Origin of the sequence: Adlercreutzia sp. ZJ176, assembly GCF_011038975.1 — a bacterium.
Taxonomy (GTDB): Bacteria; Actinomycetota; Coriobacteriia; order Coriobacteriales; family Eggerthellaceae; genus CAAEEV01.
This window is the reverse complement of record NZ_JAAKEC010000018.1, coordinates 1-24,175: the sequence shown is the minus strand read 5'-3', so window position 1 is coordinate 24,175 and position 24,175 is coordinate 1. Positions and strand designations below refer to the sequence as shown.

Here is a 24,175-nt window from a genome sequence, read left to right as displayed (position 1 = left end):
GGAGCGCCGATGGACTACAAAGACACGACCATCACCTACACGCTCCACGCCTATATGATACCGCCCACGAACCTCGATGACATTTACGAGGAGATGACCGGGGTCGACTGGTCATCTCTCTCCATCGACGCCGACTACTACACGGACACGAGAGTATCAGCGACGCTCACGACGGTCGACGGCAACTACATCAGGGGCAGCTATATCCGCATCACGGTGGAGGACGAGGACGGCAACGAGGACGAGCTCGGCACATTCGCCGTCGATAACGACAGTGGACAGAGAATCAACGGGGCATATATCCAAACCCTCGACCTCATATCACAGCTCCATGCTCTCTCCCTCGACTTCTGTCCTGACAACCTGGTCGTAGGCAGCGGTGCTCGCCTGCTCGACGCGGTAAGGACGACACTGCAGGAGGGCGGCAAGAGCGAGCAGGACAGCGTGCTCACGGAGGCGAACGACTACCGATTCAGCAGCACGCAGGTGCTGCCGCCGGGAGCGTCCAGGCTGGCTCGGCTATACGAGCTCTGCTCCATATCCGGCAACCGCCTCGAAGTCGACGGGCACGGGCGCGTCCGGCTTGATAAATATGTATCACCCGACAGCAAGTCCCCCAGGCTTCGGCTCGCACAGAACGACGAGCGCGGTGTCATAAAGAACGGCATCAGCAGACAATCACGCTGGGCGGAGATACCATCGAAGTACATCGTCGCCCACGACTACACGACGAGCGAGGACGGCAAGACAAGCGAGCACCACATGTTCGCCATCGCGAACAACCAGGCGGCTCCCGCACGCGGCTTCGTCGTCGCAAAGTACGAGACGGTAAGCGAGCTCTCGCCAAGGACTACCGAGCGGCTGGAAGCGATAGCCAAGCAGCGGCTGACGGAGCAGGCGAACGAGCGCAACGAATGGACGATAAGCACGAAGTACATCCCAGGACTATGGGAGGGCGACGTCATCGAGCTCGAGCTTGACGACGAGCTGGACGACTACACCGGCATAAGAAAGTGCCTGGTAAGGTCCATCACTATCGACGGACCTTACCTTGACATGGAGCTGGTATTAAAGGAGACGAGCGGAGGCGACTATGGCGAATAGAAAAAACACCATCGCCGACGTGCTCCCACTCGTCGGCGGCAGCAGGCTCGAAGGCAGGTCGTCGGCAAAGACGCTTGACACCATCGTCGGAACCGCCGTAAGCGACAGCGCCGGCGGCTTGGTCAAGGTCAAAATCGACGGCACCGTCATTACCGACGACAACAACGGGAACATAGTCGAAGTACCGACGAGCGTCAAGGTCATCGAAGGAGACACCGTCACCATCACCACGAGCGGCAACAAGGTCATCACCACTCCGCTGGTCACCGATGTCATCGGCGGAGGGGACAGGACGCAGGCGGACATCGACGCAGCAGCACAGGCGGCAGAGCAGGCGGAGAAGGTCGCAGGTGAAGCGCAGGCAGCAGCCAAGGCTACCGACCAGCACTTCTTCACTGATGATAACGGCGTGCATGTTGCTACCACGCCGAGCGAGCCCGACCAGGGACCCAACCTGTTGGCGAACTCGGTCGGCATTATGCTTCGCGACGGTACTATCCTTCGTACGGCTATGACGCCGAGCGGGTTCGCAGTATATGACGGTGTTGGCAACGAGGATGGCAACATCGTCGCATTATTCGGGGATATCACAACAATCGGACGTAAGACAGGTCCGCGCGTCATACTTGATAAAGACAGCATTGACATGTTCAGCGCTTACGGGCTCCTAGCTCATATCGGCAACGCAATGACAGCCAACGGCACCAGGAGCGGCGAATGGATTCCGTTCTTCCATTTTGGCGAGCAGGTCGACTACGGAGACGGAAGTCCTGGCAGCGGCTCGTTCGTCGGCGGCGCGGGCTGCAAGGCGGAAGGACCATACGCACAAGCATTCGGCGCGGACTGCTCGGCAGCGGGCGCGTTCTCACATGCATCAGGCATCGACAGTAAGGCGACCGGCTCAGGCGCCTGGGCTCACGGCACGGGCATAAACGCAAGCACGGGAATGGTCGTAGGGCAATACAACGCAACGCCGATAGGCGGCGCATATTTCACCGTCGGAAGCGGTACAAGCAACACCGACAGAAGGAACACGCTCTCCGTTACGGATGGAGGTATAGACCTATATGACAACGACCTGTATATCACGCGCGGGCAGGTGCTCGACACTATCACGCAGGGCGATGGCACCATATCGACAGCATACTTCTCATCTGGAACAGTAAGATGGGTCAAGAGCGGACATATCGTTCAGGTCTTTATATGGCTCAAACTCAAACAGGCGCTCGCAACCTACTCCGCACTGAACACAGTCGCCACGAATCTCCCGAGAGCAATCAGGGCTGGCGAGACCGGAATCCTGAAAATCGACAACACCACAGGAACATGCTTTCCCAATGTAGATACGAACGGCAACCTGAAAATAGTATCCCGCGAAACCTCGATAGCCGCGAACGGCGTCATCACGGGCGGCTTCACTTACATCAGCTCGGAATAACCAACAGCAAACGACCACGAGGAGCGCATATGGACGCGAACGTAATCGTTGCAATCATCGGCGGCATATCCGCGCTCTTCGGCGCGCTGATAGGCGCCATACCGATGTACCTGCAAGCGAAGAACCAGGCAGAAACCAACCAAATCGCAATGACCCAGAACAACGAACTCATCCTGCATCGCCTCGACGAGATAGACAAGAAGCTGGAAAAGCAAGAGAAGAAGAATGACAACCACGACCAGCACAGTATCGCAATAGCCAAACTCGACGAGCGCATCATGTCCTGCGAGCAGCGAATCGACTGGCTCTACCACTCGCACGAATAGCAACAACATCACACCAGACAGACGACGCCCCCGGCAGGCAGCGAGCCCTGGGGGCGTTGCTTCGCATTGCCTGAATAATTTTATATAGGAGCACAGAAATGGCGAACTATCCACCCATTAACCGCTCACGAGCCCAGACCAAGTACAACCTCAGCAGCAAGCCCGGCAGGCAGATAAACCATATAGTCGTCCATTACACCGGGACGACAGCACCCGCAGAGAACAATGTCAATTACTTCTCTTCGACGAACAGGAATGCGTCGGCGGACTGGTTCATCGACAAGGACGGCAGCATATGGCAGTTCAATGCCGACCCCAGGAATTTCTACTCCTGGCACTGCGGAGACGGCGGCGGGCGCTACGGCATATCGAACGCCTATTCAGTCGGCATCGAAGTCGTAAGCGCCGGCGAGGACTTCGCCCAGGCGCAGGTCAACAGCCTCCATGCTCTCGTCGTAGCACTCATGGAGGACTACAGCGTGCCGGCTCACCGCGTCGTCCGGCACTACGACGCATCAAGGAAGCTATGCCCGGCACCGTATGCCGGACCCGCTAATGAGCAGAAATGGCTCAACTTATGGAGGACCATCACGAGCAAGGAGGACATCGTGACACCGGAGGACATCAACCGCATATCCGACGCGGTATGGAACCACATCATCAACAATGAACCAGCCTGGGCACATCTCTATTGGGCGCACCAGGACGGCGCATGGAGTCGAGCGAACCGCACCCCCGAGAAGACCGCCGATGCGGTCTGGAAGTACCAAATCGAGAAGAAAGACGGCTCTCGGCAAAAAATGTGGGCACAGGACTATGAGTCCTGGACGAACCTCGACACCGCTCGCATGGTCGGCACGCTCAATGAGATATTGAAGCGACTCGACGCCCTCGAGAAGAAGAAGACCCGATAGGAGCACGACATGAACAGCATAAGACCGACAACCACGCCGACGCTCTATGTATCTATTGATGAGGATATAACCTCCTACAAGCTCGAGCTCACGGTCCAGAACAAGCACATCAAGCTCGTATATGCTGCCGACCAGCTGACGGCACAGGCGACGGAGAACGGATGTCTCATCACCTGTACGCTCCCACAGGAGGACACGCGCGCGCTGATACCCGGCACGCAGGCGAAGGTTCAGCTCCGCGCCTCGAAGGGAGAGGAAGTCATAGCCACGAACATCGGCAGCATATCCATCGACGAAATACTCAACTACCAAGAGATATTATAGGGGGCGGCAGATATGCAGATAGAACTAACAGTTAGCAAGGACCCGCTGCTCGAGCTCGGCGCCTCTGGACTGCCCGGTAAGGACGGACGAGACGGAATTGACGGCGCGCCCGGACCACAAGGACCACAGGGCGAGCGCGGCGAGCAGGGACCGCAGGGAGAGCCCGGACCCCAGGGACCCCAGGGTATCCCGGGCGAGCAGGGACCGCGCGGCGAGCAGGGTATCCAGGGTATCCAAGGTATCCAGGGAGAGCCGGGACCACGGGGAGAAACCGGTCCGCAGGGACCTGCCTATGTGCTTACCCAGGAGGACACGAACACCATCGCCGACGCTGTCTATTCACGGCTCAACAACCTCGACGCGGGGGTGTTCTAAATGACCATAGGAATCACTGACAGCCAACACTATCAGGACATCGCCGACGCTATCCGCGAGAAGACCGGCGGCACGGCACAGATGTCGCCCGCTGACATGGCGACGGAAATCGCCGGCATAGAGACCGGCGGGGGCGAGAACTATCTAGCAGAATATGCACGAGGGACACTCACCGAGCTGAATGAAACAAACTGCGGAGCATTGACATCACTTTCACCTGCTTTATCTGGTAGCAATATAATAAGCATCAACCTACCAAACGTGGAGACAGTCGATACAGACGCCCTAACTACATTTAAATCAGTCAAGCATGTCAATCTTCCGAAGTTGAAACGTATCGGTAATACTGCTCTATTATCACACGCTCCGATAGAGTCTCTAACGCTGCCGAGCCTTAACGAAACCGGGTACAACGACACATTAGTGAGCGATTGCCTGAATCTAAAATACCTATCACTTCCGGCAATAACCGTCTTGGAGTCTGCCAAAATTAGCGGCGGACCACTGCTCTATAACTGCCCCGGTCTCAAGAACTTGTATCTCGAAAACCTCGAACGCGTTGGCGACGGTACGGCTACAGCAACTACAGGCACCGAACGGGGCTATTTCACCTTTACCGGCGGGTATAAATTCGGACTCGAAATTGCATGCTTTCCAAAATTGATGTATCAAACAGGCGGACAGATGATGGTAGTCGATAACTTCAAAACCGCTTGCTATCCCGAACTCGTAAAGCAAGTAAGGGCAAGACATTACGCATCCTGCCCGCTCGTTTACTATTATAATGCCGGCACCACGACGACAAAGGACTGCTGCATATACATACCGAAGTGCGAGAGCTTCGCCGCCAACTTTACAAATAATGCGAACTGCTTATCACTCACCATAGTCATCGGCAACGAGAACAGCACCGGCGCATGCGCTCTCGAAGGTGGTGTCTACATTTCCGGCTCTTATACACCAGACAGCTTACAGATATTCGTCCCGGACCATCTGCTCGAAGAATACAAAAACGCAACGAACTGGGTTCTGCACGCCGAACACATAAAACCCCAGAGCGAAATGACAGACGAGCTGTGGCAACGCATAAACGACGCAATGGTCCCACCGCAACCCCCGACCGAGGAGGCAGCATAATGGCTATACAAATAGAACAGCACGACGGGCTCACCCGCACCTACTCGGACGCTGGATACTACATTATCCAGGACGAGAACGGCGCCGAATACCAGGAGGCTTGGGACCCGATAGACTACCCGCGCACCTACACGGAGAGCACGCACATCATCGAGGTTGCCCCAGAGCCCGACCCAATCGACAATGACAGGGTGTTCGTCCAAGCGGCAGAGATAATGCTCGGGGGTGAATAGCATGACAAACATCAAAGACATGACGCCCGAGGAGATAATCGCGATGGCAAGGACCTTCCGTCAATTCATCGAGGAGCACGCCGAACTGCTTGACGACGAGACAGCACTCACCGTGCCCACAGCCTTCCCAGAATGGACCGACGGCAGCAAGTACAAAATAGGAGACCGCGTCCGCTATGATGGCGAGTTCTACAAAGTCCTGCAAGAGCACACCTCGCAGACGGACTGGACGCCCGCCGACGCGCCGTCCCTCTTTGCGCTCGTGCTCGTAGTCGAAGAGGACGAGCCGACGGAGTGGAAACAGCCTGACAGCACGAACGCATATATGTCTGGCGACATCGTTCTCTTCAACGGCGTGAAGTACATGAGCTTAATCAACAACAATGTATGGTCTCCCGCGGCATATCCGGCGGGCTGGCAGCGCGTCATATAACCACACCAAGCAAACGGGAACAAACTCACAGCAGCTGACGGCTGCTTCTTTATTGTTAGGAGTTAATAATGGATAACATCAAAGCATGGGCAAAAGCGGCTGGCGTCCGGGCGGTCAAGACGATGGCACAGACAGCGGTCGCGACCATCGGCGTCTCGGCAGCGCTGACGGACGTCGACTGGATAGTAGTCGCAAGCACCGCCGCTCTCGCCGGCATCCTCTCCGTGCTCACGAGCGTCGCAGGACTGCCGGAGGTCAAAGCAGAGGGCGAAGCCGAGGAATTCCTCGACCGCGACTTCAACCCGCTCGAAGACTAACCAACCAAAAAGACCCCGCTGCTCTATCAACGAGCGGCGGGGTCTTTTTGTGCTTAAGACGACAGGAGACTCACGATGACTGCGACAGTCGGCGGGCGGCGGCGACAAAGTCCTCCATGTCCTCCGGCGGGAAGTAGTCGATGGTATCGTATAGATACTCCTCGTGGTCGCACGCGCTGGCAAGCTCGTCCAGCTCGAGCAGCGGTCCATCATCAACACGCATAACCAAGCCGGAGAGAATGACGGAATGCCCCTCCGGCGTTAGGTTATACAATGACGAATTGACAGCGTCAGCAGCCTCCCGCGCGCTCTCCACGGTGTACTCCTCGTCGAAGTCCTCGCCGGGCTCGTCGTTCTCCAAGTCGCAATCCTCGTAGGACACACTCAACCAAATGCTCATGCCCGCTCCTCCCCGAGCTGACTCTCCCTGCGGCGGATAGCATTATCAACCGCCTCCAAGATAAAGGACATACACTCATTCGATGACGGCTCCCAGCCCCCGGCGGCGAACGGCGGCGGGAACTTACTCAAACACCCACGCACAGCCTCGACAGCATTACCAAGCGACAGTCCGTCCTCAATGCTGTTTATCATCTGCTCGCTCTGGCTACGTCCGTTAGCGTCCGCCTCCTCCTTCACTCGAGCCTTCAGCTCCCGCGGTATCCTAAACGACACCATCACGCTATCGTCTGTGGAAGCCCGCTTCCTGTATCCCCGTTTAGCGTCATTCATAACGCGCGCCCGGGCGTCGGCAGGACCGTGCCGTCTGTTCTCCTCGACGCTGACCAGCTCCGCCGAGCCTGCGTCGAGAACCTTCTCTTCTCTGCTATTCGTCATATCGCCTCCTTCCATAGTCCATTCTACCGGAAGTAATACATTCGGCAAGAATTTCCAAAATATATTCCCGTTCCCTATTGCCTAATGTAATACATTCGTATATAATACAATCACAAGGTAAGCAAGGAACAGGAGTGATGACAATGTGCAAGAGCCTCGACAATACCGCGACCAACATCGCAATCCTTCGCAAGCACTACAACCTCAGCCGCGACGAGTTCGCAAAGATGACCGGACGCACCAAGCAGATGGTCGGCATCTGGGAGAGCGGCAAGTGCTCGCCGAGCGCGGAGACGCTATTCCACCTCGTCAATGCGTTCCATGCCGCATACGGCATCAACATCAATCTCAACGAAATGGTGCTTGGCACCGTCTCTCTCTAATACTACGACGACAACAACATCACCAACCGGGCGGCACGAGAGGAGGTAGCCGCCCGGGCTGCTTCGGACACTACACACGAAAGGGAAGTCAATGACGAAGATGACTTATGACCAGTGCTTGACCTATGCTGTTAAATTCATCCCAATTAACAATATCAGCGCCTATATCTGCTGCCGCAACGAGGTGGAGCTCATGGTCTTCTATGACAAGCACCTCACCAGAGACGAGGTTCGAGCGACGGCGGATAGCGCGGCGACCCTGCTCCACTTCACTGGACACGATGCGGGCTCGGTATTCATCAGCAGATTCGACATGGATGTCCGCCCGACGACCCCAGAGGTCGTTCACCGCATCCTCCTCGAGCTCTCGGCGCTCGAGGCGCTCGTAGCATAACCACCCTCGCGACACGAAAGGAAAGTCAAATGGAACTCGATATGCTCTATTTCAGGACGAACAAATGCTATGGCGTGACCAGTGCTGCGACAGACAACAGCAAAGTGGTCGCCGACCTACACAATAACAACCTTCTCTACGAGCTGATGGTATGCATCGGCGTCCTCGAAGGCTATGACATCGAAATCGCACAGCTGTACAAGAAGGACCTACGAAAAATCATCCAAATCACGGAGGGCGTTCTCGCCGACCTTCCCCCGATGCCGCCCACGACGAACCTCCTTACCAGCGACAATACCTACATACGCGATGTCGCCCGAGCAGCTAAAAACTCCCGGCGCTTACTCGAGGAGACCAACTGGGAAATGGAGGACCCATGCGTCTGCGTCTGGCACCATCAACCACAGCCCCCACGGGAGCGACGCGACACCCCGTCGAAGCTCGACAGACGTCATCGCATCTACGAGCTCACCCGCGAGCAGATAGAATGGCTTGAAGGATAATCCGGGCAGATGGACACCATCACACGACGACGGAGCGGGCAGGCAAGCCGCTCCGTTCTTTTATATTTAGACTACACGCGCCTCACCCATCGTGAGATAATTAACCAGTTAGTTCGACGATAGGAAGCACTATGACAGCACCAGCTTATGGAGTATCAGTAACTCAAAGAATCAACGGTATCAAGGGAATGGGAATCCCAGCAGTCAAGCAGCCCCGAGGCGGCTATATCAAGCCCAAAGACTTCGACGGCGTGGAGCTACCCGATATGAAGCCGCTGCTCGACCACACGGAAGAGAACATCAATGCCGGTCTCGTCGGGCTGGCTGTCGACTACCTGACACGATTCCTTGAGGGCTCGCCTGTCAAAGAAGCCTTCAAAATATCCCATGCGGGCGCGGGGCAAATTGACGAAACCGACAAATGCGAGAACATACTCGCAAACATCACCGGATACGATGAAGCGTCTATCACCGCTGCCTGCCAGGCGGTTGGCTATGACGTCCTATTCCGCGTGGGTCCGATGGGGTACAAACCCGTCGAGGACATACTGCCCAACAAAGCGACCATATACAACATCCAAGAGATGGTCTCCCGCTCCCGCAAGTTCTTCCAGCAATACGGACCGGTCATCATGGATGGCATAACATTCGAAGGCGGATACACCCCGACCATAGCGACAGGCGACGGAGACTTCATGACCGCCGACACCATCTGGGACTTCAAGGTGTCGGTCAAGCCGCCGACCAACAAGCACACGCTTCAGCTGCTGATTTACTGGAGGCTGGGGCTCCACTCCATCCATCCCGAGTATCAGCAAGTCAAAAAACTCGGCTTCTTCAACCCGCGGCTCGGCACCGTCTATACTCTCCCGGTCGATAGGATTCCCGCGGAGGTCATTCAAGAGGTCGAAAGCGAAGTCATCGGCTACTAAACAAAACCACAGAACACACGAGAGCGCCGGAGGAAATCCCCTTCGGCGCTCTTTTTATATCAGCCCATTCTCCACGAAACCCGCGCGCAGAACCTATTGACATACAGCCCGCCTTGCGCGGTGCAAAATTATTATTTTTATCAAAAAGCGGTGGCAACCTGGTGGCAATGACACCACTCTCCTGACCTGCGCGACTATCATATATTGTAAGGTTTGCCCAGGTCAGCGGGCGGAAACGCCAGTTCAGGCGGGGTGCATTTTGCTAGCAGGTTATTCCCACTCGATCGTGGCGGGGGGCTTTGACGTGATGTCGTAGACCACGCGGTTCACGCCGGGGACCTCGGCCACGATGCGGCCGCTCACGCGGGCCAGCACCTCGTAGGGCAGCTTCGCCCAGTCGGCGGTCATGGCGTCCGAGCTCTCCACGGCGCGCAGGATGACCGGACGCGCGTAGGTGCGCTCATCGCCCATGACGCCGACGCTCTTGATGTCGGGCAGCACGGCGAAGTACTGCCACACGGCGCGCTCCACCTCGGGGCCGCCCGCCGCCTCGCGCGCGCACTCGCCGTTGCGCTCGCCCGTCTTCGCGAACAGGCTCTCGTTGTACGCGTCGAGCTCCTCGCGCACGATGGCGTCGGCGTCCTTGAGGATCTCGAGCTTCTCGGGCGTCACGTCGCCGATGATGCGGATGGCCAGGCCCGGGCCGGGGAACGGCTGGCGGTGCACGATGTAGTCCGGCAGCCCGAGCGCCGTGCCGAGCGCGCGCACCTCGTCCTTGAAGAAGTGGTCCAAAGGCTCGATCAAGTCGAAGTGCACGCCCTCGGGGAACGGGATCAGGTTGTGGTGGCTCTTGATGGTGGACGCCTTGCCGCCCGTCTTGCGTGCGCCGCTCTCGATGATGTCGGGATAGATGGTGCCCTGCGCCAGGAACTTCACCGGCCGGCCGTCGTCGGCGAGGTCCTCCGCCACGGCGAAGAACTCCTTCCAGAACTGCGTGCCGATGATCCGGCGCTTCTGCTCGGGCTCGGTGACTCCCGCGAGCAGCCCAGCGTAGCGCTCCTCGGCGTGCACGTGCACGAAGTCGACGTCGAACTGCTTCGAGAACACCTCCTCAACCTCTTCGGGCTCGTTCTTGCGCAGCAGCCCGTGGTTCACGAACACGCAGGTCAGCTGCTTGCCGATGGCGCGTGCGCACAGCGCGGCCACCACGGAGGAGTCCACGCCACCCGACAGGCCCAGAATCACGCGGTCCTCGCCCACCTGCGCGCGGATGGCCGCCACGCTGTCCTCGATGATGGAGTCCATGGTCCAGTTACGCTCGAGCCCGCAGATGCCGAACAGGAAGTTCGCGAGCAGCTCGTTGCCGTGCGGGGTGTGGCGCACCTCGGGGTGGAACTGCGTGGCGTACAGCTTGCGCACGGCGCACTCCATGGAGGCCACGGGGCACACATCGGTGGTCGCCGTCACGACGAAGCCCTCGGGCACCTCGGTCACGGCGTCGCGATGGCTCATCCACACCGTCTGCTCCTCGGGCGTGCCCTCGTACAGCGCCGAGTCCGCGCAGCGCGTCAGCGGCGCCGGGCCGTACTCGCCCTTCTCGGTGTGCCCCACCTTGCCGCCGAGCGTGACGGCCATGATCTGCTGCCCGTAGCAGAAGCCGAGCACCGGGATGCCCAGCTCGAGGATCTCCGGATCGATGGACGGCGCGTCCTCGGCATACACGCTCGCCGGGCCGCCAGAGAAGATGATGGCCGCCGGAGCGATGGCGCGCACCTCGTCGGCGGAGACGTCACACGGCACGATCTCCGAGTATACGTTCAGGTCGCGCACGCGGCGCGCGATGAGCTGTCCGTACTGGGCGCCGAAGTCGACGACGATTACTTTCTGATCAGTTGGCACAGTGCTCACAGTTGCTCCTTTGACTCACGTGGCGGCGATTCCGTCTCTCAGACAAGTTTACCCGAAGAGTCGCGCGCTGGGGCGGCTCAGTCCGAAGCGCCTGCCCTATTTGAAGGTCCTGCGGCGTGCGAAGCCGGGGTCCCCCGCTGCATCCGGCAGCAAGAACCTTCGCCGCACCCGAGCGTCCGACGGAGAATCCTTCCGTAACGCTGGCCAGCATCTGACGGCGAATTCCTCCGCCGCACGCGCCAGCGAATGCCTTCGCGAAAAGGCGCCCTTCCCTTCGGAAAATAATCATGCTGCGTGCTTGACAAGCAAGCTTTCGTCCCTATACTTATGAACAGTTGCTCATATGTTTACTTGTAAATCTGAACGGAGGCGAGCTATGACAACCGCATCGAGCGCATCAGCCGCCGCTGCCACACACGCCAGCGCGAGCGCAACGGCCGCCGAAGCCTCACATGCCACCACCTCGCACAGCGGCGCGAGCGGCATAGTCCCGGAAGCCGCAAGCGGCGCCGCCTCGCACGGCGCCATCCGCGAGGCGGCGCGCATCGTGGAGCGCTCCCCTTCCGCGCGCGCCATCGACTGCCCCTGCGGCTGCAACCGCGAGGAGACCGCATGCCTGTTCGACACCATGCCCGACGAGGAGCTGCTCTACGACCTCGCCGACCTGTTCAAGGTGTTCGCCGACACCACGCGCATCAAGATCCTCTACGCGCTCATGGAGCGCGAGCGCTGCGTCGCTGACATCGCCGAGATCATCGGCGCCACGCAGAGCGCGGTGTCGCACCAGCTGCGCACGCTCAAGCAGGCGCGCCTCGTGAAGTTCCAGCGCGACGGCAAGAACGTGATCTACTCGCTGTCGGACAACCACGTCTACACCATGCTCGCCCAGGGCATGACGCACCTCTGCGAGTAGCGCGCACGCCCCACGCACCACGCGTCCGCAAGCAACGGCGAGCAACAACCAACCGACCGACCAACCGACCAACCGACCAACCGACCAGCACCAACCAGCACCAACCAGCAACCAACCGAGGGGTCGCCCGAAGGCAGCCCGCAGCCCGCGACCCGCAGCCAACCAAACCACCCGAAAGGACAGCACCATGCGCAAGGCATTCAAGCTCCAGGACCTCGACTGCGCCAACTGCGCCGCCAAGATGGAGGCCGACATCAACAGCATTGACGGCGTGAGCAAGGCCACCGTCAACTTCATGACCCAGAAGCTCATGATTGACGCCGACGTGCCCGACGCCGCCAGCTTCGGCACCATCGTCGACCGGGCCCAGCAGATCTGCTCCAAGTACGAGCCCGACTGCCTCATCCTGCGCTAAGCAGCCGCCCGAAGGACCCGCCTCATGAACGCCAAGCAGAAGCGCTGGCGCAACCGCATCATCGTTGCGCTCGTCCTCTTCGCGCTCTCCTACCTCGTCGCCGAGTCCGGCTGGCTCGCCTCTCAGCTCGGGTATCCCGGCGCGCTCTACGCCGAGTTCGCGCTCTTCCTCGTCCCCTACCTCGTCGCCGGATACGACGTGCTCGTCAAGGCGGCGCGCGGCATCGTGCGCGGCAACGCCATGGACGAGAGCTTCCTCATGACCGTGGCCACCGTGGGCGCGTTCGCGCTGGTGCTGTTCCCCGACACCGAGCCGCACATGGCCGAAGGCGCCGCCGTCATGCTGTTCTACCAGGTCGGCGAGTTGTTCCAGAGCTACGCGGTGGGCAAGAGCCGCAAGTCCATCGCCGACATGATGGACATCGCGCCCGAGTTCGCCAACATCATGGTGGACGGCGAGCTCACGCAGGTCGACCCCTACGAGGTGAGCCCGGGCGACGAGATCATCGTCAAGCCCGGCGAGCGCATCCCGCTTGACGGCGTTGTCGTGCAAGGCGCGTCGCAGGTTGACACCGCCGCGCTCACCGGCGAGTCCGTCCCGCGCCAGGCGCGCGAGAACGACGAGGTCATCTCCGGCTGCGTGAACCTCACGGGCGCCCTCACCGTGCGCGTGACCAAGCCGTTCGAGGACTCCACCGTGAGCCGCATCCTCGAGCTGGTGGAGAACGCCTCCGAGAAGAAGGCGCGCACCGAGAACTTCATCACCCGCTTCGCACGCTACTACACTCCCGTGGTCGTGGGCATCGCCGTGCTGCTCGCCGTCATCCCGCCCGTCATCCTCGGCGGCGGCTGGGCCGACTGGATCCAGCGCGGGCTCGTGTTCCTCGTGGTCTCGTGCCCCTGCGCGCTCGTGATCTCCGTGCCGCTGTCGTTCTTCGGCGGCATCGGCGGCGCGTCGCGCGTCGGCATCCTCGTGAAGGGCTCCAACTACCTCGAGGCGCTCGCACAGGTCGACACGGTCGTGTTCGACAAAACCGGCACGCTCACCAACGGCACGTTCGCCGTGACCGCCGTCCGGAGCGCCGGCGCGCTCACGCGCGAGGAGCTGCTCGACCTAGCCGCGCACGCCGAGGCCTACTCCAACCACCCCATCGCCGCGTCGGTGCGCGCAGCGCTCGGATGCGCCCTTGACCACGCGCGCATCGAGGGCGTCGAAGAGGTCAGCGGGCACGGCGTGAAGGCCCTCGTCGACGGGCAGGAGGTGCTCGTCGGCAACGGCAAGCTCATGCGCGCCCACGGCGTGGCCTGGGAGGAGAACGACGTCGCCGGCACGGTGCTCTACGTGGCGAAGGCCGGCGCGTACGCGGGCTGCGTCGTCATCGCCGACGAGCTGAAGGAAGACGCCGCGGCGGCCATCGCAGCCCTGCACGAGGCAGGCGTGCGGCGAACCGTCATGCTCACCGGCGACCGCGCCGACGTGGCGCGCGCCGTGGCATCCGACCTGCGCATCGACGAGTTCCACGCCGAGCTCCTCCCGCAGGGCAAGGTGGAGCAGGTCGAACGCCTGCTCGAGGCGAACGCCCGCGCCAGCGCGAAGGGCAAGCTCGCCTTCGTGGGCGACGGCATCAACGACGCGCCCGTGCTCACCCGCGCCGACGTCGGCATCGCCATGGGCGCCATGGGCTCCGACGCCGCCATCGAGGCCGCCGACATCGTCCTCATGGACGACCGCCCCTCGCAGATTGCGCGCGCCATCCGCGTCGCCCGCAAGACCATGAGCATCGTGCGGCAGAACATCGTGTTCGCGCTCGGCTTGAAGTTCGCCGTGCTCATCCTGGCCGCCTTCGGCATCGCCAACATGTGGATGGCCGTGTTCGCCGACGTGGGCGTGGCCGTCCTCGCCATCCTGAACGCCATGCGCGCCATGAGCGTGAAGAAGCTCTAGCGAATCCGACCGAACCAGACGCGAGCAGAGCCAGAGAGCTGAAGAGGGACCCCGCGGGGTCCCTCTTCGCGCAGGGCGCCGACAAGCCGCTCTGCGTCCTAGATGCCCAGCAGCTCGCGGATCACGTACCCGGCCAGCATCTGCCCCATGATCGGCGGCATGTACGACATCGTGCCCAGCTCGGTGCGCTCGGCGCGCGCCGCTCCCGCCGCCGCCTCCACGCGCACCGGCTGCTCGGGCGAGTACAGCACGCGCAGCGCCTCGACGCCCGCCGTGCGCGCGGCCTTGCGCACCGCGCGGCACAGCGGGCAGCCCTGCGTGGCGAACAGGTCGGCGAAGCGCAGCTGCGTAGGGTCGAGCTTGTTCGCGCCGCCCATCGAGGCCACGAGCGGGATGCCGCGCTCCTGCGCATAGCGAGCCAGCGCGATCTTGGCCGTCACCGTGTCAACCGCGTCCACGATGAAGTCGGGGGTCGGCGCGCCGTCGAGCACCTCGTCCACGTTGTCCAGCACGAATGCCTCCCGCGTCACCACGCGCACCTCAGGGTTGATCTCGCGCGCCATGGCCGCCATCACGTCGACCTTCGCGCGCCCCATCGTGCTCGCGAACGCGATGGCCTGCCGGTTGACGTTGCTCGGCGACACCACGTCGCGGTCCACCAGCACCAGCGTGCCCACGCCGCCGCGCGCAAGCGCCTCGGCGCAGCTCGACCCCACGCCGCCGACGCCGAACACCGCCACGCACGCCCGGTCGAGCCGCTCGACGCCCGCGTCCCCTATCACCCGCCGCAGCCGGCTCTTCGCGTCCTCGCAAGCCACGTGTCACCTCCCTGAGAAAAAAGGGCGCGCACCCCGAAGGTGCGCGCCCCGCTTGAAGTCTGCCTGAGCGAACCCGGATGGGCTACTTGACGGTGACAGCCGCGCCAGCCTCCTCGAGCTTGGTCTTGACCTCGTCAGCCTTCTCCTTGTTGACGCCCTCGACGATGGCCTTGGGAGCCTCCTCGACGGCGGCCTTGGCCTCCTTCAGGCCCAGGCCGGTGATCTCGCGGACAACCTTGATGACGGCGATCTTGTTGTCGCCGAAGCCCTCGAGCACGACGTCGAACTCGGTCTTCTCCTCGGCAGCAGCGCCACCCTCAGCAGGAGCAGCGGCAGCGACGGCAACGGGAGCGGCGGCGGACACGCCGAAGGTCTCCTCGATGTCCTTCACGAGCTCGGAAGCCTCGAGCAGGGACATCTCCTTCAGAGCCTCAATGATCTCTTCACGAGTAACAGCCATGTTAGTTTCCTTTCAAAGCGGCCGGGCGCACCTTTGCGCTTCGGCCATAGCGTTTTTTCACGTCAGGCAGCACACCTTATGCCGCCCGCTTCGCCACCCTTAGGCAGCTTCCTTCTGGTCGGCCACGGCCTTCGTGACCTGGGCCAGACCACGCGGCACACCGTTGAGCGCAACGGCGAGGCCACGAGCGACACCGGAAATGGCGCCGGCGATCTGAGCGATGAGCTCCTCGCGAGAAGGCAGAGAGGCGATGGCCTCCACCTCGGCAGCGGTGACTGCCGCGCCTTCCATCAAGCCACCCTTGATCTCCAGCTTGTCGTTCCCCTTCGCGAACTCCTTCACGGCCTTGGCGGCAGCAGCCACGTCAGAGCCAGCGAAGACGAACGCGCTCGGGCCCTTCAGCATGTCGTCAAGCGTGGGCAACTCGGCCTGCTCCAGCGCGATGTGCATGAGGGTGTTCTTGTAGACCTTCATGGTTGCGCCGGCCTCGCGGATGGAACCGCGCAGAGCCTGCACCTCCTTCACGGTCAAGCCGCGATAGTCTACGATCCACATGGCAGACACGCCGTCGAGGTCGGCCTTGATGTTGGAAAGCATCTCGGTATTCTGAGCATTGGGCATCTTCTACGTACACCTCCTTTTTCTCAAACTCGCGTTCCGCCCTTGCGGGGTGGGATCGCTCCTTGAGAAAAGAACGACCCCCGCACATCTCAAGACGGCGGGGGTCGGCAAGCAACGTGTTTGCAACCACCTCGGCGGGCCGCTTGCGCGATTAAACCCTTGCGGGTACCTGCTGTCTTAAGCAGCGGAACAATGTATCCGAATCACTGCAACGCACAAGCGATGCAGCCTGTCTATTGTACCGCCTGCGTTTCGCCTGTCAAGGGCTTATTTGCCCCCGAAAGGCTCCTTCCTGCGCTCCTACGCTCCCGCGGCTCCTTGCGAGGATCCCGAAGAGCCTCCCGAAGAGCCCTGCGAGGCGCCGGCGTTCTGCGGCGCGCCGGCATCCTGCGAGGCGCCCCGCACCGCAGGCTCGGCCTGGGCGTCAGTCGCTCCCGAGCCGCCCGAACCCGAGCCGCCCGCGTTCGCGCCGCGGATCTCGTACGCCACGTTCGCGCTCGTGCCCTCGACGTACGTGAACTCAATGGGGTCGCCCACGCGGTAGCTCACGATGTCGAGCAGGCCCGGCAGCGCGAAGTCGAAGATCGCGGAGTTGCCGTCGAGCGTCACGTAGAAGTGCGAGTTGCCCTCGATGACCGCCTGGGCCATCGAGCGGATGGTCCCCGAGGCCGTGAGCGCGTCGGCCAGCGCCGAGCCTTCGCCCTCGGTCACCACGCCGTTGGTGGCGAGCAGCGCCTCGTAGGTCTTCTGCGTGTCAGCCACCGTGTCGCCCACCGCCACGTTCTGGTAGCGCTGGATGTCCACCATGGCGAACTTCTTCACCAGCCCCGCGCCGTCCTTGAGCGCCATGAAGTAGGTGGGCTGGTCAGCCACGTTGATGAGGATGGGGAAGGTGGCCGTGTAGCGCAAGTTCTGCACCTGGCCCTCGGCCGACTGCATGGCCGACTCCTCGGTGGCACCCGACACGCTGTAGAAGTGCGACTCCTGCGTGCGCTGGTTCACCATCACGAAGCCGATGATGGAGTTGTCGGCCGTGGCCGAGGTGACGCCGGTGTACACCCACACGTCGTCGTCCTTGGCGATGTAGTTGTAGCCGAGCGTGCCGTCGGTGCCCGGCGTGGTGCGCACGACGCCCTCCTGGCCCAAGAACGAGTTCAGCCAGCCGTTGTGGTAGGTGCCGTACCAGTTGTACTGCTGGATGAGCAGGTCAGCGGGGTACACGCGGTCAACCCACTGGGGCACGTCGCCAACCGCGAGGTCGGTGCACTCGCCCGTGGTCGCGTCGCACAGGACGACGCGGCTGATGGTGGTGCCGCCGAACAGGCCGATGGTGAACTCCTTCACGGGGCAGATCCACCATGCGCGCCCGTCCTCGTCAATCTCGAAGGACTTCTCGTCGAACATGTAGAAGGGGTACTTCAGCTGCACGTGGCGGTCGATGTTGCGCACAAGCGGCTCGGACTGCGAGTAGTGGATGGGAGCGTCGCCCAAGCGCACGATCTCGGCGTCCTGCGTGGTCATGTTCACGAGCGAGTACGCCGGGATGCCGCCCTCGCGGTTAGTGAACCACTTGAACAGGTCGGCGTAGACCAGCGGGCTCACGCGAACCGGCTCGCCCTTGTAGTTGATCTGGCTGTAGAGCGTGGACACCTCGAACTGGCTCACGTAGTCGGGGATCGAGCCCATCTCGCGGTTACCCAGAAGGATGGCCGAGTCGCGGTCGATCACGGGGATCTCAGAGTAGTTGACCTCCTGGATGTCCGTCGCGAAGTCGAGCGTGTCAGTCTTCAGCACGCTGGCGTACTTCTCGGCGTTGCCCGGGATGAAGGACAGCGACAGCACCGCGCCGAGCACGCCCACGAGCGCCACGGCCACGGGGATGAACGCCAGCACCTTGTAGGTCTTGGCCTTCCCGGCGTTCTTCTCCACCTTCGCGCTGCCCGCCTTGTAGTTGCGCGACTTGTTCGCGAAAAACAGGAAGATGGGCAGCAGGATGAAGACGGCCACGAAGGTCCAGGTGTCAACCGAGTGGATGTTGATCGCTGGGTGGAACCACCAGTACAGCGCCGCCAGCACGACCACCGCCAGGATGACGAGCACCACGGCAGCGCCCTTGCTCTGCGGGCCCTTGATGTTGTCCATGAACGACAGGTCGATGTGCGGCGCGGCACCGCCGCCGTGTCCGCCATGTCCGCCATGCCCGCCGCCGCGGTGCGGCCCTGCGCCCGCGCCGCCCGCGGGGCGCGCCGGCCCCTCGTCGCCGTCGGACGTGCCGCCACCGGACGCGCCGCCGAAAGGCGACCCCCCGAAAGGCGACCCTCCCACGCCGTCTGTGTTCATGCCTGACTGCTTCAGCGCCTCGAGCAAGGCCTCTAATCCGGATGTCTGCTTCACGGCATCCCCTTCTTCCGTCGTAGTTCAGCTTGTCCGACCAGTATACGCGAACGCGCCCGCCCCCTCGTCGGGGACGGGCGCGTTCTTCACCCTTTTGGAAGAAACTACGCCAAGCTGCGCAGCACGAACTGCAGGATGCCGCCGCCCTCGTAGTAGCGGCCCTCCGTCGGCGTGTCGACGCGCACGACGGCGTCGAACTCGACGCACGAGCCGTCCGCGCGGCAGGCGCGCACGCCCACCACGCGCGGGCTGGGCAGCCCCGCGGAGAAGTCGATCGGCGCCACCGTGTAGCGCTCGGTGCCGTCGAGCCCCAGGCTCTCGGCGCCCTCGCCCTCCTTGAACTGCAGCGGGAGGATGCCCATGCCGATCAGGTTGGAGCGGTGGATGCGCTCGAAGCTCTCGGCGATCACGGCGCGCACGCCGAGCAGCGCCGGACCCTTCGCCGCCCAGTCGCGCGACGACCCGCTGCCGTACATCTTGCCCGCGACCACCACGAGCGGCACGTCATGGTCGGCGTAGCGCTCGGACACGTCGAAGATGCTGCCCACCTCATGGCGCAGCACGTCGAGCGTCCAACCGCCGCGGCGGCCCTCCGCCAGCTTGTTCTCCAGCTTCACGTTGCCGAAGGTGCCGCGCATCATCACCTCGTGGTTGCCGCGGCGGCTCCCGTAGGTGTTGAAGTCGGCGTCGGCCACGCCGCGCTCGCGCAGGTAGCGCGCCGCCGGCGAGTCGGGCGCGATGGCGCCTGCCGGGGAGATGTGGTCGGTGGTGATGAAGTCGCCGAAGTACCCGATGGCGGCCGCGTCCTCGACCGCGGCGGGAGCGGTCACCGCGCGCGTCATGCCGTCGAAGTACGGCGGGCGGCGCACGTAGGTGGAGCCCTCGTCCCACGTGAAGACGTCGCTCGGCTGCGCGCCGAGGGCCTGCCAGGCGGCGTCGCCCTCGTACAGGCCCGCCGAGCCCTCGGCGTACAGGTCGGCCGTCACGTAGGTGCGCACCAGCTCGTCGAGCTCGTCTGCGTCAGGCTCGATGTCGCGCAGGTAGACCGGCTGGCCCTGCGCGTTGTAGCCGAGCGGCTCGTCGGCCAGGTCGATGTCCATCGTGCCCGCGAGCGCGTAGGCCACCACGTTCGCCGGCGCGGTCAGGTAGTTCTGCGACACGTCAGGCGAGATGCGCCCCTCGAAGTTGCGGTTGCCCGACAGCACGCTCGCCAGCTCGATCTCGTCGGCGATGTCGTGCATGGCCGGCATGAGCGGCCCGGAGTTGCCGATGCAGCTCATGCAGCCGAAGCCGCAGGTGTAGAAGCCGAGCGCCTCAAGCGCGGGAAGGAGCCCCGCGCGCGCGAGCAGAAGCTCGGTGGCATGGCTGCCCGGGGCCAGGATGGTCTTCACCCACGGGCGCGTGGAGAGCCCCGCGCGCACCGCGTTGCGCGCGATCAGGCCGCACGCCAGCATCATGGCGGGATCGGTCGCCGTCGTGCAGCTCGTCACCGCCGCGATCGCGAGCGTGCCGTGCGTGAACGCGTAGGTCTCGCCGCCGATCTCGACCTCCACGTGCTCGTCGCCCAACCCGCGCTTCTCGCAGATCTCGCGGAAGCGCAGGCCCGCCGCGTCGCGCGCGATGCGGTCATGCGGGCGCGAGGGCCCGGCCACCGACGGCAGCACGCACGAGAGGTCGAGCTCGAGCACGTCGGCGTACACGCGCGGCGCGGCGTCGGGGTCGTTCCACAGCCCCTGCGCCTTCGCGTACGCCTCCACGAGCGCCACCTGCTCGTCAGTGCGCCCCGTCAGGCGCAAGAAGTCGAGCGTGTTGTCGTCGACCGGGAACAGCGTGCAGGTGCAGCCGTACTCGGGCGTCATGTTGGAGATGCAGGCGCGCTGCGTGGCCGAGAGTTCCGCCACGCCCGGCCCAAAGCACTCGACGAAGCAGCCCACCACGCCGCGGGCGCGCAGCATGGAGGCGAACGTGAGCGACACGTCCATGGCCGACACGCCCGGCGCCAGCTTGCCGGTGAGCTTCACGCCGATGCACTGCGGCACGAGCGTGGTGATGGGCTGGCCGAGCGCCGCGGCCTCGGCCTCGATGCCGCCCACACCCCAGCCCAAAACGCCGATGCCGTTCGCCGTGGGCGTATGCGAGTCGGTGCCCACGAGCGTGTCGAAGTACACGAGCGGCGTGCCGTCGGCGCCCGCCTCGCCAGAAGGCGAGGTCATGCACACGTGGGCGAACTGCTCGATGTTGAGCTGGTGGCAGATGCCGCGTCCCGGCGGCACGATGCGCACGTTCTCGAACGACGCCTGCGCCCACTTGAGAAAGTCGTAGCGCTCCGCGTTGCGCTCGAACTCGAGGCGCATGTTCTCGTCCATGCAGCCCGCGCAGCCCGCCGCGTCGGCGATGACCGAGTGGTCGATCACCAGATCGCACGGGATCTGCGGGTTGATCTTGCGCGCGTCGCCGCCGAGCTCGGCGCACGCCTCGCGCATCACCGCGAAGTCGACGAACACCGGCACGCCCGTGAAGTCCTGGAACAGCACGCGCGCTGGGGAGAACTCGACCTCCTCGCCCGTGTGCCCCGCCACGCCCGCGCTCACGATGCGCTGCGCCAGCTCGCGCGCCTGCGCCTCGTCGCTTGCGTTGCGCAGCACGTTCTCCAGAAGGACCGTCAGCGCGAAGGGGAGCTTCTCGTGCCCCTCGACGCCCGAGACGGGCACATAGGTGTAGCGCGCCTCGCCTGCGGCGAGCGGCGCCTGAAACGTCTCGATCATCCCACGTCCTCCCTACTCGGCCTCAAGCGCGGCGATGAGCGCCTCGGTGAACTCGGTGCAGCTTGCCACGGTGGCGTCCGAACCCGTCGCGCGGCGGATGTCAGCCGTCAGGCGCTCCCCGCGCGCGTACACGCTGCGCACCGCGCGGCGGATGCGCGATGCCGCCTCGAGCTCGCCGAGGTGGTCGAGCATCATGGCCGCCGAGAGGATCTCCGCCGTCGGATTGGCGAGGTTCTTGCCCGCGATGTCGGGCGCCGAGCCGTGGACCGCCTCGAACACCGCGCAGTCCTTGCCGATGTTCGCGCCCGGGGCGATGCCCAAGCCGCCCACCAGGCCCGCCGCCAAGTCGCTCGCGATGTCGCCGTAGAGGTTGGGGAACACGATCACGTCGAACTGGGAGGGGTCCATCACGAGGCTCATGCAGAACGCGTCGATGATCTTGTCCTCGAAGGCGACCTTGCCCTCGTAGCGCTTGGCGACCTCACGAGCCTCGCGCAGAAACAGCCCGTCGGAGTGCTTCATGATGTTGGCCTTGTGCGCCGCCGTCACCTTCGCCCGCCCGTGCTTCAGCGCGTACTCGAACGCGTACTCCACGATGTTGCGCGTCGCCGTGACGGAGATGGGCTTGATGGAGATGCCGGAGTCGGGGCGAATCGAGCCCGCGCCGCTTTCCTCCACGAAGTCGATGAGCTTGCGCGCGCCCTCGGAACCCTCCTCGAACTCGATGCCCGCATAGAGGTCCTCTGAGTTCTCGCGCACGATCACGAGGTCGACGTCCTCGTAGCGCCCTCCCGCGCCGGGGATGGACAGCACGGGACGCAGGCAGACGTACAGGTCGAGCGTCTTGCGCAGCGCCACGTTCACGCTGCGGAAGCCCGTGCCCACCGGCGTGGTGATGGGGCCCTTGATGGCCACCTTGTTCCGCTCGACCGCCTCGATCGTGCTCTCCGGCAGGGGCGTCCCATGCTCCTCCATGCACGCCGCGCCCGCAGGGGCGAGCTCCCATTCGACGTCCGCGCCACTCGCCGCGACGACCCGCTGCATGGCAGCCGACGTCTCCAGGCCGATGCCGTCACCGGGAATGAGGGTCACTGTATGCCGAGCCATATCACTCTCCTTAACCTCTAAGCTCTTTTCAGCGAAAGATGCCCGCCTCGGCGATTCCGAGGCAGCGAAGCCGACACGCGTCACGCGCCGGCACGTTATAGCAACAGCTAACGGGAAACGTTCTCGATGATCTGGGCTGCGCGCTTCTTGAGCGAGCCCTTGCTGTTCGCGGCGTCGAACTTCATGCGCGCCGCGAGCGACTCCTTCACCGACGGCGAGAGCTTGCCGTTCGAGAAGTCGATCACGGCAAGCAGCATGTCCTGGAACTCCAAGTCGCCGTGGTAGCACTGGATGCCCTCGTCGATGAGGGGCCACGTCTTCTCCGAGCGGTTCTCAGTGGTGGCGCCCAGCTTGCACAGAAAGCGCATGGCCGCAAGGCGCAAAGGCCCGCTGTCTTCGTCGAAGAGCGCCGTCTCGGCGCCGACGAGCGCCTTGTCACACGTGCGCGACTCGTACGGCACGAGCTCGGTCAACGCGTCAAGGACCTCCCAGCGCGTCTGGGCCTCAGGCCGGTTGAGCGCGTCGACGAGCGCGTTCGCATAGGGAACGAGAAGCTCCGCCTTCGCCTTGCCGATCGCCGAGAGAACCTGGGCAGCCTGCTGCCGCTCCCTTCGCGATCCAGTCGAGAGCACCTCGACGAGGCTCTCCGCCTTCTTCTCATACTCGGCGATCTCGTCAGCCGACAACGTCGAATCCTGCGCTTTTCCAGTCAATGTGCTCGTCCCTCTCTGCTCTGCATGCGATAGATATGTCCGCACACATTATACGTGCCGTTCAGAGGCGCGAAGGGAAGGCACGAAGAATTAACACCCCCGCAACCGACAAGCGGCGGCGCGAGAGGTACCCGGGCCGCGGGGCGATGCGAGGACCGAGGCATGAGGAGGGAAAGAAGCCTCCAAACGCGAAAAGGCCCCGAGGGGCCGATGAAGGAGCAAGGAGGCTCTCCGCCCCCGTAAAAGCGAGAAGGACCCCGCGGCCCTCCCCCAAAAGAACGAAGGGGGCCGCAAGGCCCTCCCAAAGCAAGAAGGGGCCCCGCAAGGCCCCCCGCAAAAGAGAAAGCACCCCTCATGAGCGGAACTCCCTGGCCTCCCGCAGCCTGGCGCTGCAGTACTCTCGGCGACGCGGGGCTTAACTTCCGAGTTCGGAATGGGATCGGGTGATCCCCCGCTCCATGGTTCCG

26 protein-coding genes and 1 rRNA gene are annotated in these 24,175 nt (G+C 62.9%); 16 read left to right on the top strand and 11 right to left on the bottom strand.

Annotated features, from left to right (window positions below; genetic code table 11):
- The first annotated feature begins 9 nt into the window (after positions 1–9).
- The 9 genes from G7Y50_RS09910 to G7Y50_RS09865 all read left to right on the top strand — a co-directional run bounded on the left by G7Y50_RS09910 (position 10) and on the right by G7Y50_RS09865 (position 6,601).
- The gene (locus G7Y50_RS09910) at positions 10–1,104 is read left to right on the top strand and encodes a hypothetical protein (RefSeq protein WP_165055029.1); all 1,095 of its coding nucleotides are present in this window, start codon (positions 10–12) and stop codon (positions 1,102–1,104) included.
- The gene (locus G7Y50_RS09905; protein WP_165055027.1) at positions 1,094–2,542 is read left to right on the top strand and encodes a hypothetical protein; all 1,449 of its coding nucleotides are present in this window, start codon (positions 1,094–1,096) and stop codon (positions 2,540–2,542) included. Before G7Y50_RS09910 ends, G7Y50_RS09905 begins: the two co-directional genes overlap by 11 nt.
- 29 nt (positions 2,543–2,571) lie before the next feature.
- Complete coding sequence (locus G7Y50_RS09900; protein ID WP_165043655.1) at positions 2,572–2,868, top strand: hypothetical protein; 297 nt, start codon at positions 2,572–2,574, stop codon at positions 2,866–2,868.
- Between the two features lie 98 nt (positions 2,869–2,966).
- Positions 2,967–3,782 (top strand): N-acetylmuramoyl-L-alanine amidase family protein, encoded by an 816-nt coding sequence (locus G7Y50_RS09895; protein WP_165055025.1) that lies wholly within the window; start codon positions 2,967–2,969, stop codon positions 3,780–3,782.
- Positions 3,783–3,791: 9 nt separating this feature from the next.
- A complete protein-coding gene (locus G7Y50_RS09890; protein WP_165055023.1) occupies positions 3,792–4,106 on the top strand; it encodes a hypothetical protein in 315 nt (104 codons plus the stop codon).
- A 375-nt stretch (positions 4,107–4,481) separates the two neighbouring features.
- Positions 4,482–5,618, top strand: a complete 1,137-nt coding sequence (locus G7Y50_RS09880) for a hypothetical protein (protein WP_165055019.1) — start codon at positions 4,482–4,484, stop codon at positions 5,616–5,618.
- Complete coding sequence (locus tag G7Y50_RS09875) at positions 5,618–5,851, top strand: hypothetical protein (RefSeq protein WP_165055016.1); 234 nt, start codon at positions 5,618–5,620, stop codon at positions 5,849–5,851. The genes G7Y50_RS09880 and G7Y50_RS09875 overlap by 1 nt, the downstream gene beginning before the upstream one ends.
- 1 nt (position 5,852) lies before the next feature.
- On the top strand, positions 5,853–6,284 hold the full coding sequence (locus G7Y50_RS09870) for a carbohydrate-binding protein (protein WP_165055014.1): 432 nt from the start codon (positions 5,853–5,855) through the stop codon (positions 6,282–6,284).
- A 68-nt stretch (positions 6,285–6,352) separates the two neighbouring features.
- Positions 6,353–6,601, top strand: a complete 249-nt coding sequence (locus G7Y50_RS09865; RefSeq protein ID WP_165055012.1) for a holin — start codon at positions 6,353–6,355, stop codon at positions 6,599–6,601.
- A gap of 70 nt (positions 6,602–6,671) precedes the next feature.
- On the opposite strand, the gene G7Y50_RS09860 is transcribed toward G7Y50_RS09865, so the two are convergent.
- Together G7Y50_RS09860 and G7Y50_RS09855 are read right to left on the bottom strand one after the other, a co-directional pair.
- On the bottom strand, positions 6,672–6,962 hold the full coding sequence (locus G7Y50_RS09860; protein ID WP_165055010.1) for a hypothetical protein: 291 nt from the start codon (positions 6,960–6,962) through the stop codon (positions 6,672–6,674).
- Between the two features lie 35 nt (positions 6,963–6,997).
- Positions 6,998–7,438, bottom strand: a complete 441-nt coding sequence (locus G7Y50_RS09855) for an Arc family DNA-binding protein (RefSeq protein WP_165055008.1) — start codon at positions 7,436–7,438, stop codon at positions 6,998–7,000.
- Between the two features lie 137 nt (positions 7,439–7,575).
- On the opposite strand from G7Y50_RS09855, the gene G7Y50_RS09850 reads away from it, so the two are divergent.
- The 4 genes from G7Y50_RS09850 to G7Y50_RS09835 all read left to right on the top strand — a co-directional run bounded on the left by G7Y50_RS09850 (position 7,576) and on the right by G7Y50_RS09835 (position 9,650).
- Positions 7,576–7,821 carry a helix-turn-helix domain-containing protein gene (locus G7Y50_RS09850; RefSeq protein ID WP_165055006.1) on the top strand — a complete coding sequence of 82 codons (246 nt, stop codon included), beginning with the start codon at positions 7,576–7,578 and terminating at the stop codon, positions 7,819–7,821.
- Between the two features lie 91 nt (positions 7,822–7,912).
- Positions 7,913–8,215, top strand: coding sequence for a hypothetical protein (locus G7Y50_RS09845; RefSeq protein WP_165055004.1), 303 nt, complete (start codon positions 7,913–7,915; stop codon positions 8,213–8,215).
- A 29-nt stretch (positions 8,216–8,244) separates the two neighbouring features.
- On the top strand, positions 8,245–8,718 hold the full coding sequence (locus G7Y50_RS09840; RefSeq protein WP_165055001.1) for a hypothetical protein: 474 nt from the start codon (positions 8,245–8,247) through the stop codon (positions 8,716–8,718).
- A 131-nt stretch (positions 8,719–8,849) separates the two neighbouring features.
- Positions 8,850–9,650, top strand: coding sequence for a hypothetical protein (locus G7Y50_RS09835; protein WP_206214829.1), 801 nt, complete (start codon positions 8,850–8,852; stop codon positions 9,648–9,650).
- A gap of 270 nt (positions 9,651–9,920) precedes the next feature.
- Here G7Y50_RS09835 and guaA read toward each other — a convergent pair whose 3' ends face one another.
- Positions 9,921–11,558, bottom strand: coding sequence for a glutamine-hydrolyzing GMP synthase (gene guaA, locus G7Y50_RS09830; protein ID WP_165054999.1), 1,638 nt, complete (start codon positions 11,556–11,558; stop codon positions 9,921–9,923).
- Positions 11,559–12,186: 628 nt separating this feature from the next.
- Between guaA and G7Y50_RS09825 the strand changes: the two genes are divergently transcribed.
- From G7Y50_RS09825 to G7Y50_RS09815, 3 genes are all read left to right on the top strand, one after another.
- Positions 12,187–12,471, top strand: a complete 285-nt coding sequence (locus tag G7Y50_RS09825) for a helix-turn-helix transcriptional regulator (RefSeq protein ID WP_165055110.1) — start codon at positions 12,187–12,189, stop codon at positions 12,469–12,471.
- Between the two features lie 187 nt (positions 12,472–12,658).
- Entirely contained in the window at positions 12,659–12,886 is a 228-nt protein-coding gene (locus G7Y50_RS09820) for a cation transporter (protein WP_165054997.1), read from the top strand.
- 24 nt (positions 12,887–12,910) lie between these two features.
- Positions 12,911–14,830, top strand: a complete 1,920-nt coding sequence (locus tag G7Y50_RS09815) for a heavy metal translocating P-type ATPase (protein WP_165054995.1) — start codon at positions 12,911–12,913, stop codon at positions 14,828–14,830.
- Between the two features lie 98 nt (positions 14,831–14,928).
- Here G7Y50_RS09815 and G7Y50_RS09810 read toward each other — a convergent pair whose 3' ends face one another.
- The 8 genes from G7Y50_RS09810 to rrf form a co-directional block, all read right to left on the bottom strand.
- Positions 14,929–15,648 (bottom strand): ThiF family adenylyltransferase, encoded by a 720-nt coding sequence (locus tag G7Y50_RS09810; protein WP_165054993.1) that lies wholly within the window; start codon positions 15,646–15,648, stop codon positions 14,929–14,931.
- A gap of 82 nt (positions 15,649–15,730) precedes the next feature.
- Complete coding sequence (gene rplL / locus G7Y50_RS09805; RefSeq protein WP_165054991.1) at positions 15,731–16,108, bottom strand: 50S ribosomal protein L7/L12; 378 nt, start codon at positions 16,106–16,108, stop codon at positions 15,731–15,733.
- 99 nt (positions 16,109–16,207) lie between these two features.
- Positions 16,208–16,729: a 50S ribosomal protein L10 gene (gene rplJ / locus G7Y50_RS09800; RefSeq protein ID WP_165054989.1), complete on the bottom strand. Its 522-nt coding sequence runs from the start codon at positions 16,727–16,729 to the stop codon at positions 16,208–16,210.
- Positions 16,730–17,029: 300 nt separating this feature from the next.
- Positions 17,030–19,123 (bottom strand): Tat pathway signal sequence, encoded by a 2,094-nt coding sequence (locus tag G7Y50_RS09795; RefSeq protein ID WP_241156502.1) that lies wholly within the window; start codon positions 19,121–19,123, stop codon positions 17,030–17,032.
- A gap of 104 nt (positions 19,124–19,227) precedes the next feature.
- Positions 19,228–21,888 (bottom strand): aconitate hydratase AcnA, encoded by a 2,661-nt coding sequence (gene acnA / locus G7Y50_RS09790; protein ID WP_165054987.1) that lies wholly within the window; start codon positions 21,886–21,888, stop codon positions 19,228–19,230.
- A gap of 12 nt (positions 21,889–21,900) precedes the next feature.
- On the bottom strand, positions 21,901–22,995 hold the full coding sequence (locus G7Y50_RS09785; RefSeq protein ID WP_165054985.1) for an isocitrate/isopropylmalate dehydrogenase family protein: 1,095 nt from the start codon (positions 22,993–22,995) through the stop codon (positions 21,901–21,903).
- A gap of 107 nt (positions 22,996–23,102) precedes the next feature.
- Positions 23,103–23,681, bottom strand: coding sequence for a HEAT repeat domain-containing protein (locus G7Y50_RS09780; protein WP_370458025.1), 579 nt, complete (start codon positions 23,679–23,681; stop codon positions 23,103–23,105).
- 382 nt (positions 23,682–24,063) lie between these two features.
- Positions 24,064–24,175: ribosomal RNA gene (gene rrf, locus G7Y50_RS09775) — 5S ribosomal RNA — on the bottom strand; the annotation flags it as partial.

Coding starts and splice junctions, on each gene's coding strand:
- G7Y50_RS09870 (WP_165055014.1), top strand. CDS start 5,853: ATGACAAACATCAAAGACATGACGCCCGAGGAGATAATCGCGATGGCA.
- G7Y50_RS09820 (WP_165054997.1), top strand. CDS start 12,659: ATGCGCAAGGCATTCAAGCTCCAGGACCTCGACTGCGCCAACTGCGCC.
- acnA (WP_165054987.1), bottom strand. CDS start 21,888: ATGATCGAGACGTTTCAGGCGCCGCTCGCCGCAGGCGAGGCGCGCTAC.
- G7Y50_RS09845 (WP_165055004.1), top strand. CDS start 7,913: ATGACGAAGATGACTTATGACCAGTGCTTGACCTATGCTGTTAAATTC.
- G7Y50_RS09855 (WP_165055008.1), bottom strand. CDS start 7,438: ATGACGAATAGCAGAGAAGAGAAGGTTCTCGACGCAGGCTCGGCGGAG.
- G7Y50_RS09890 (WP_165055023.1), top strand. CDS start 3,792: ATGAACAGCATAAGACCGACAACCACGCCGACGCTCTATGTATCTATT.
- rplJ (WP_165054989.1), bottom strand. CDS start 16,729: ATGCCCAATGCTCAGAATACCGAGATGCTTTCCAACATCAAGGCCGAC.
- G7Y50_RS09875 (WP_165055016.1), top strand. CDS start 5,618: ATGGCTATACAAATAGAACAGCACGACGGGCTCACCCGCACCTACTCG.
- G7Y50_RS09865 (WP_165055012.1), top strand. CDS start 6,353: ATGGATAACATCAAAGCATGGGCAAAAGCGGCTGGCGTCCGGGCGGTC.
- G7Y50_RS09905 (WP_165055027.1), top strand. CDS start 1,094: ATGGCGAATAGAAAAAACACCATCGCCGACGTGCTCCCACTCGTCGGC.
- G7Y50_RS09880 (WP_165055019.1), top strand. CDS start 4,482: ATGACCATAGGAATCACTGACAGCCAACACTATCAGGACATCGCCGAC.
- G7Y50_RS09785 (WP_165054985.1), bottom strand. CDS start 22,995: ATGGCTCGGCATACAGTGACCCTCATTCCCGGTGACGGCATCGGCCTG.
- G7Y50_RS09840 (WP_165055001.1), top strand. CDS start 8,245: ATGGAACTCGATATGCTCTATTTCAGGACGAACAAATGCTATGGCGTG.
- G7Y50_RS09900 (WP_165043655.1), top strand. CDS start 2,572: ATGGACGCGAACGTAATCGTTGCAATCATCGGCGGCATATCCGCGCTC.
- G7Y50_RS09825 (WP_165055110.1), top strand. CDS start 12,187: ATGCCCGACGAGGAGCTGCTCTACGACCTCGCCGACCTGTTCAAGGTG.
- G7Y50_RS09835 (WP_206214829.1), top strand. CDS start 8,850: ATGACAGCACCAGCTTATGGAGTATCAGTAACTCAAAGAATCAACGGT.
- G7Y50_RS09895 (WP_165055025.1), top strand. CDS start 2,967: ATGGCGAACTATCCACCCATTAACCGCTCACGAGCCCAGACCAAGTAC.
- G7Y50_RS09815 (WP_165054995.1), top strand. CDS start 12,911: ATGAACGCCAAGCAGAAGCGCTGGCGCAACCGCATCATCGTTGCGCTC.
- G7Y50_RS09910 (WP_165055029.1), top strand. CDS start 10: ATGGACTACAAAGACACGACCATCACCTACACGCTCCACGCCTATATG.
- rplL (WP_165054991.1), bottom strand. CDS start 16,108: ATGGCTGTTACTCGTGAAGAGATCATTGAGGCTCTGAAGGAGATGTCC.
- G7Y50_RS09850 (WP_165055006.1), top strand. CDS start 7,576: ATGACAATGTGCAAGAGCCTCGACAATACCGCGACCAACATCGCAATC.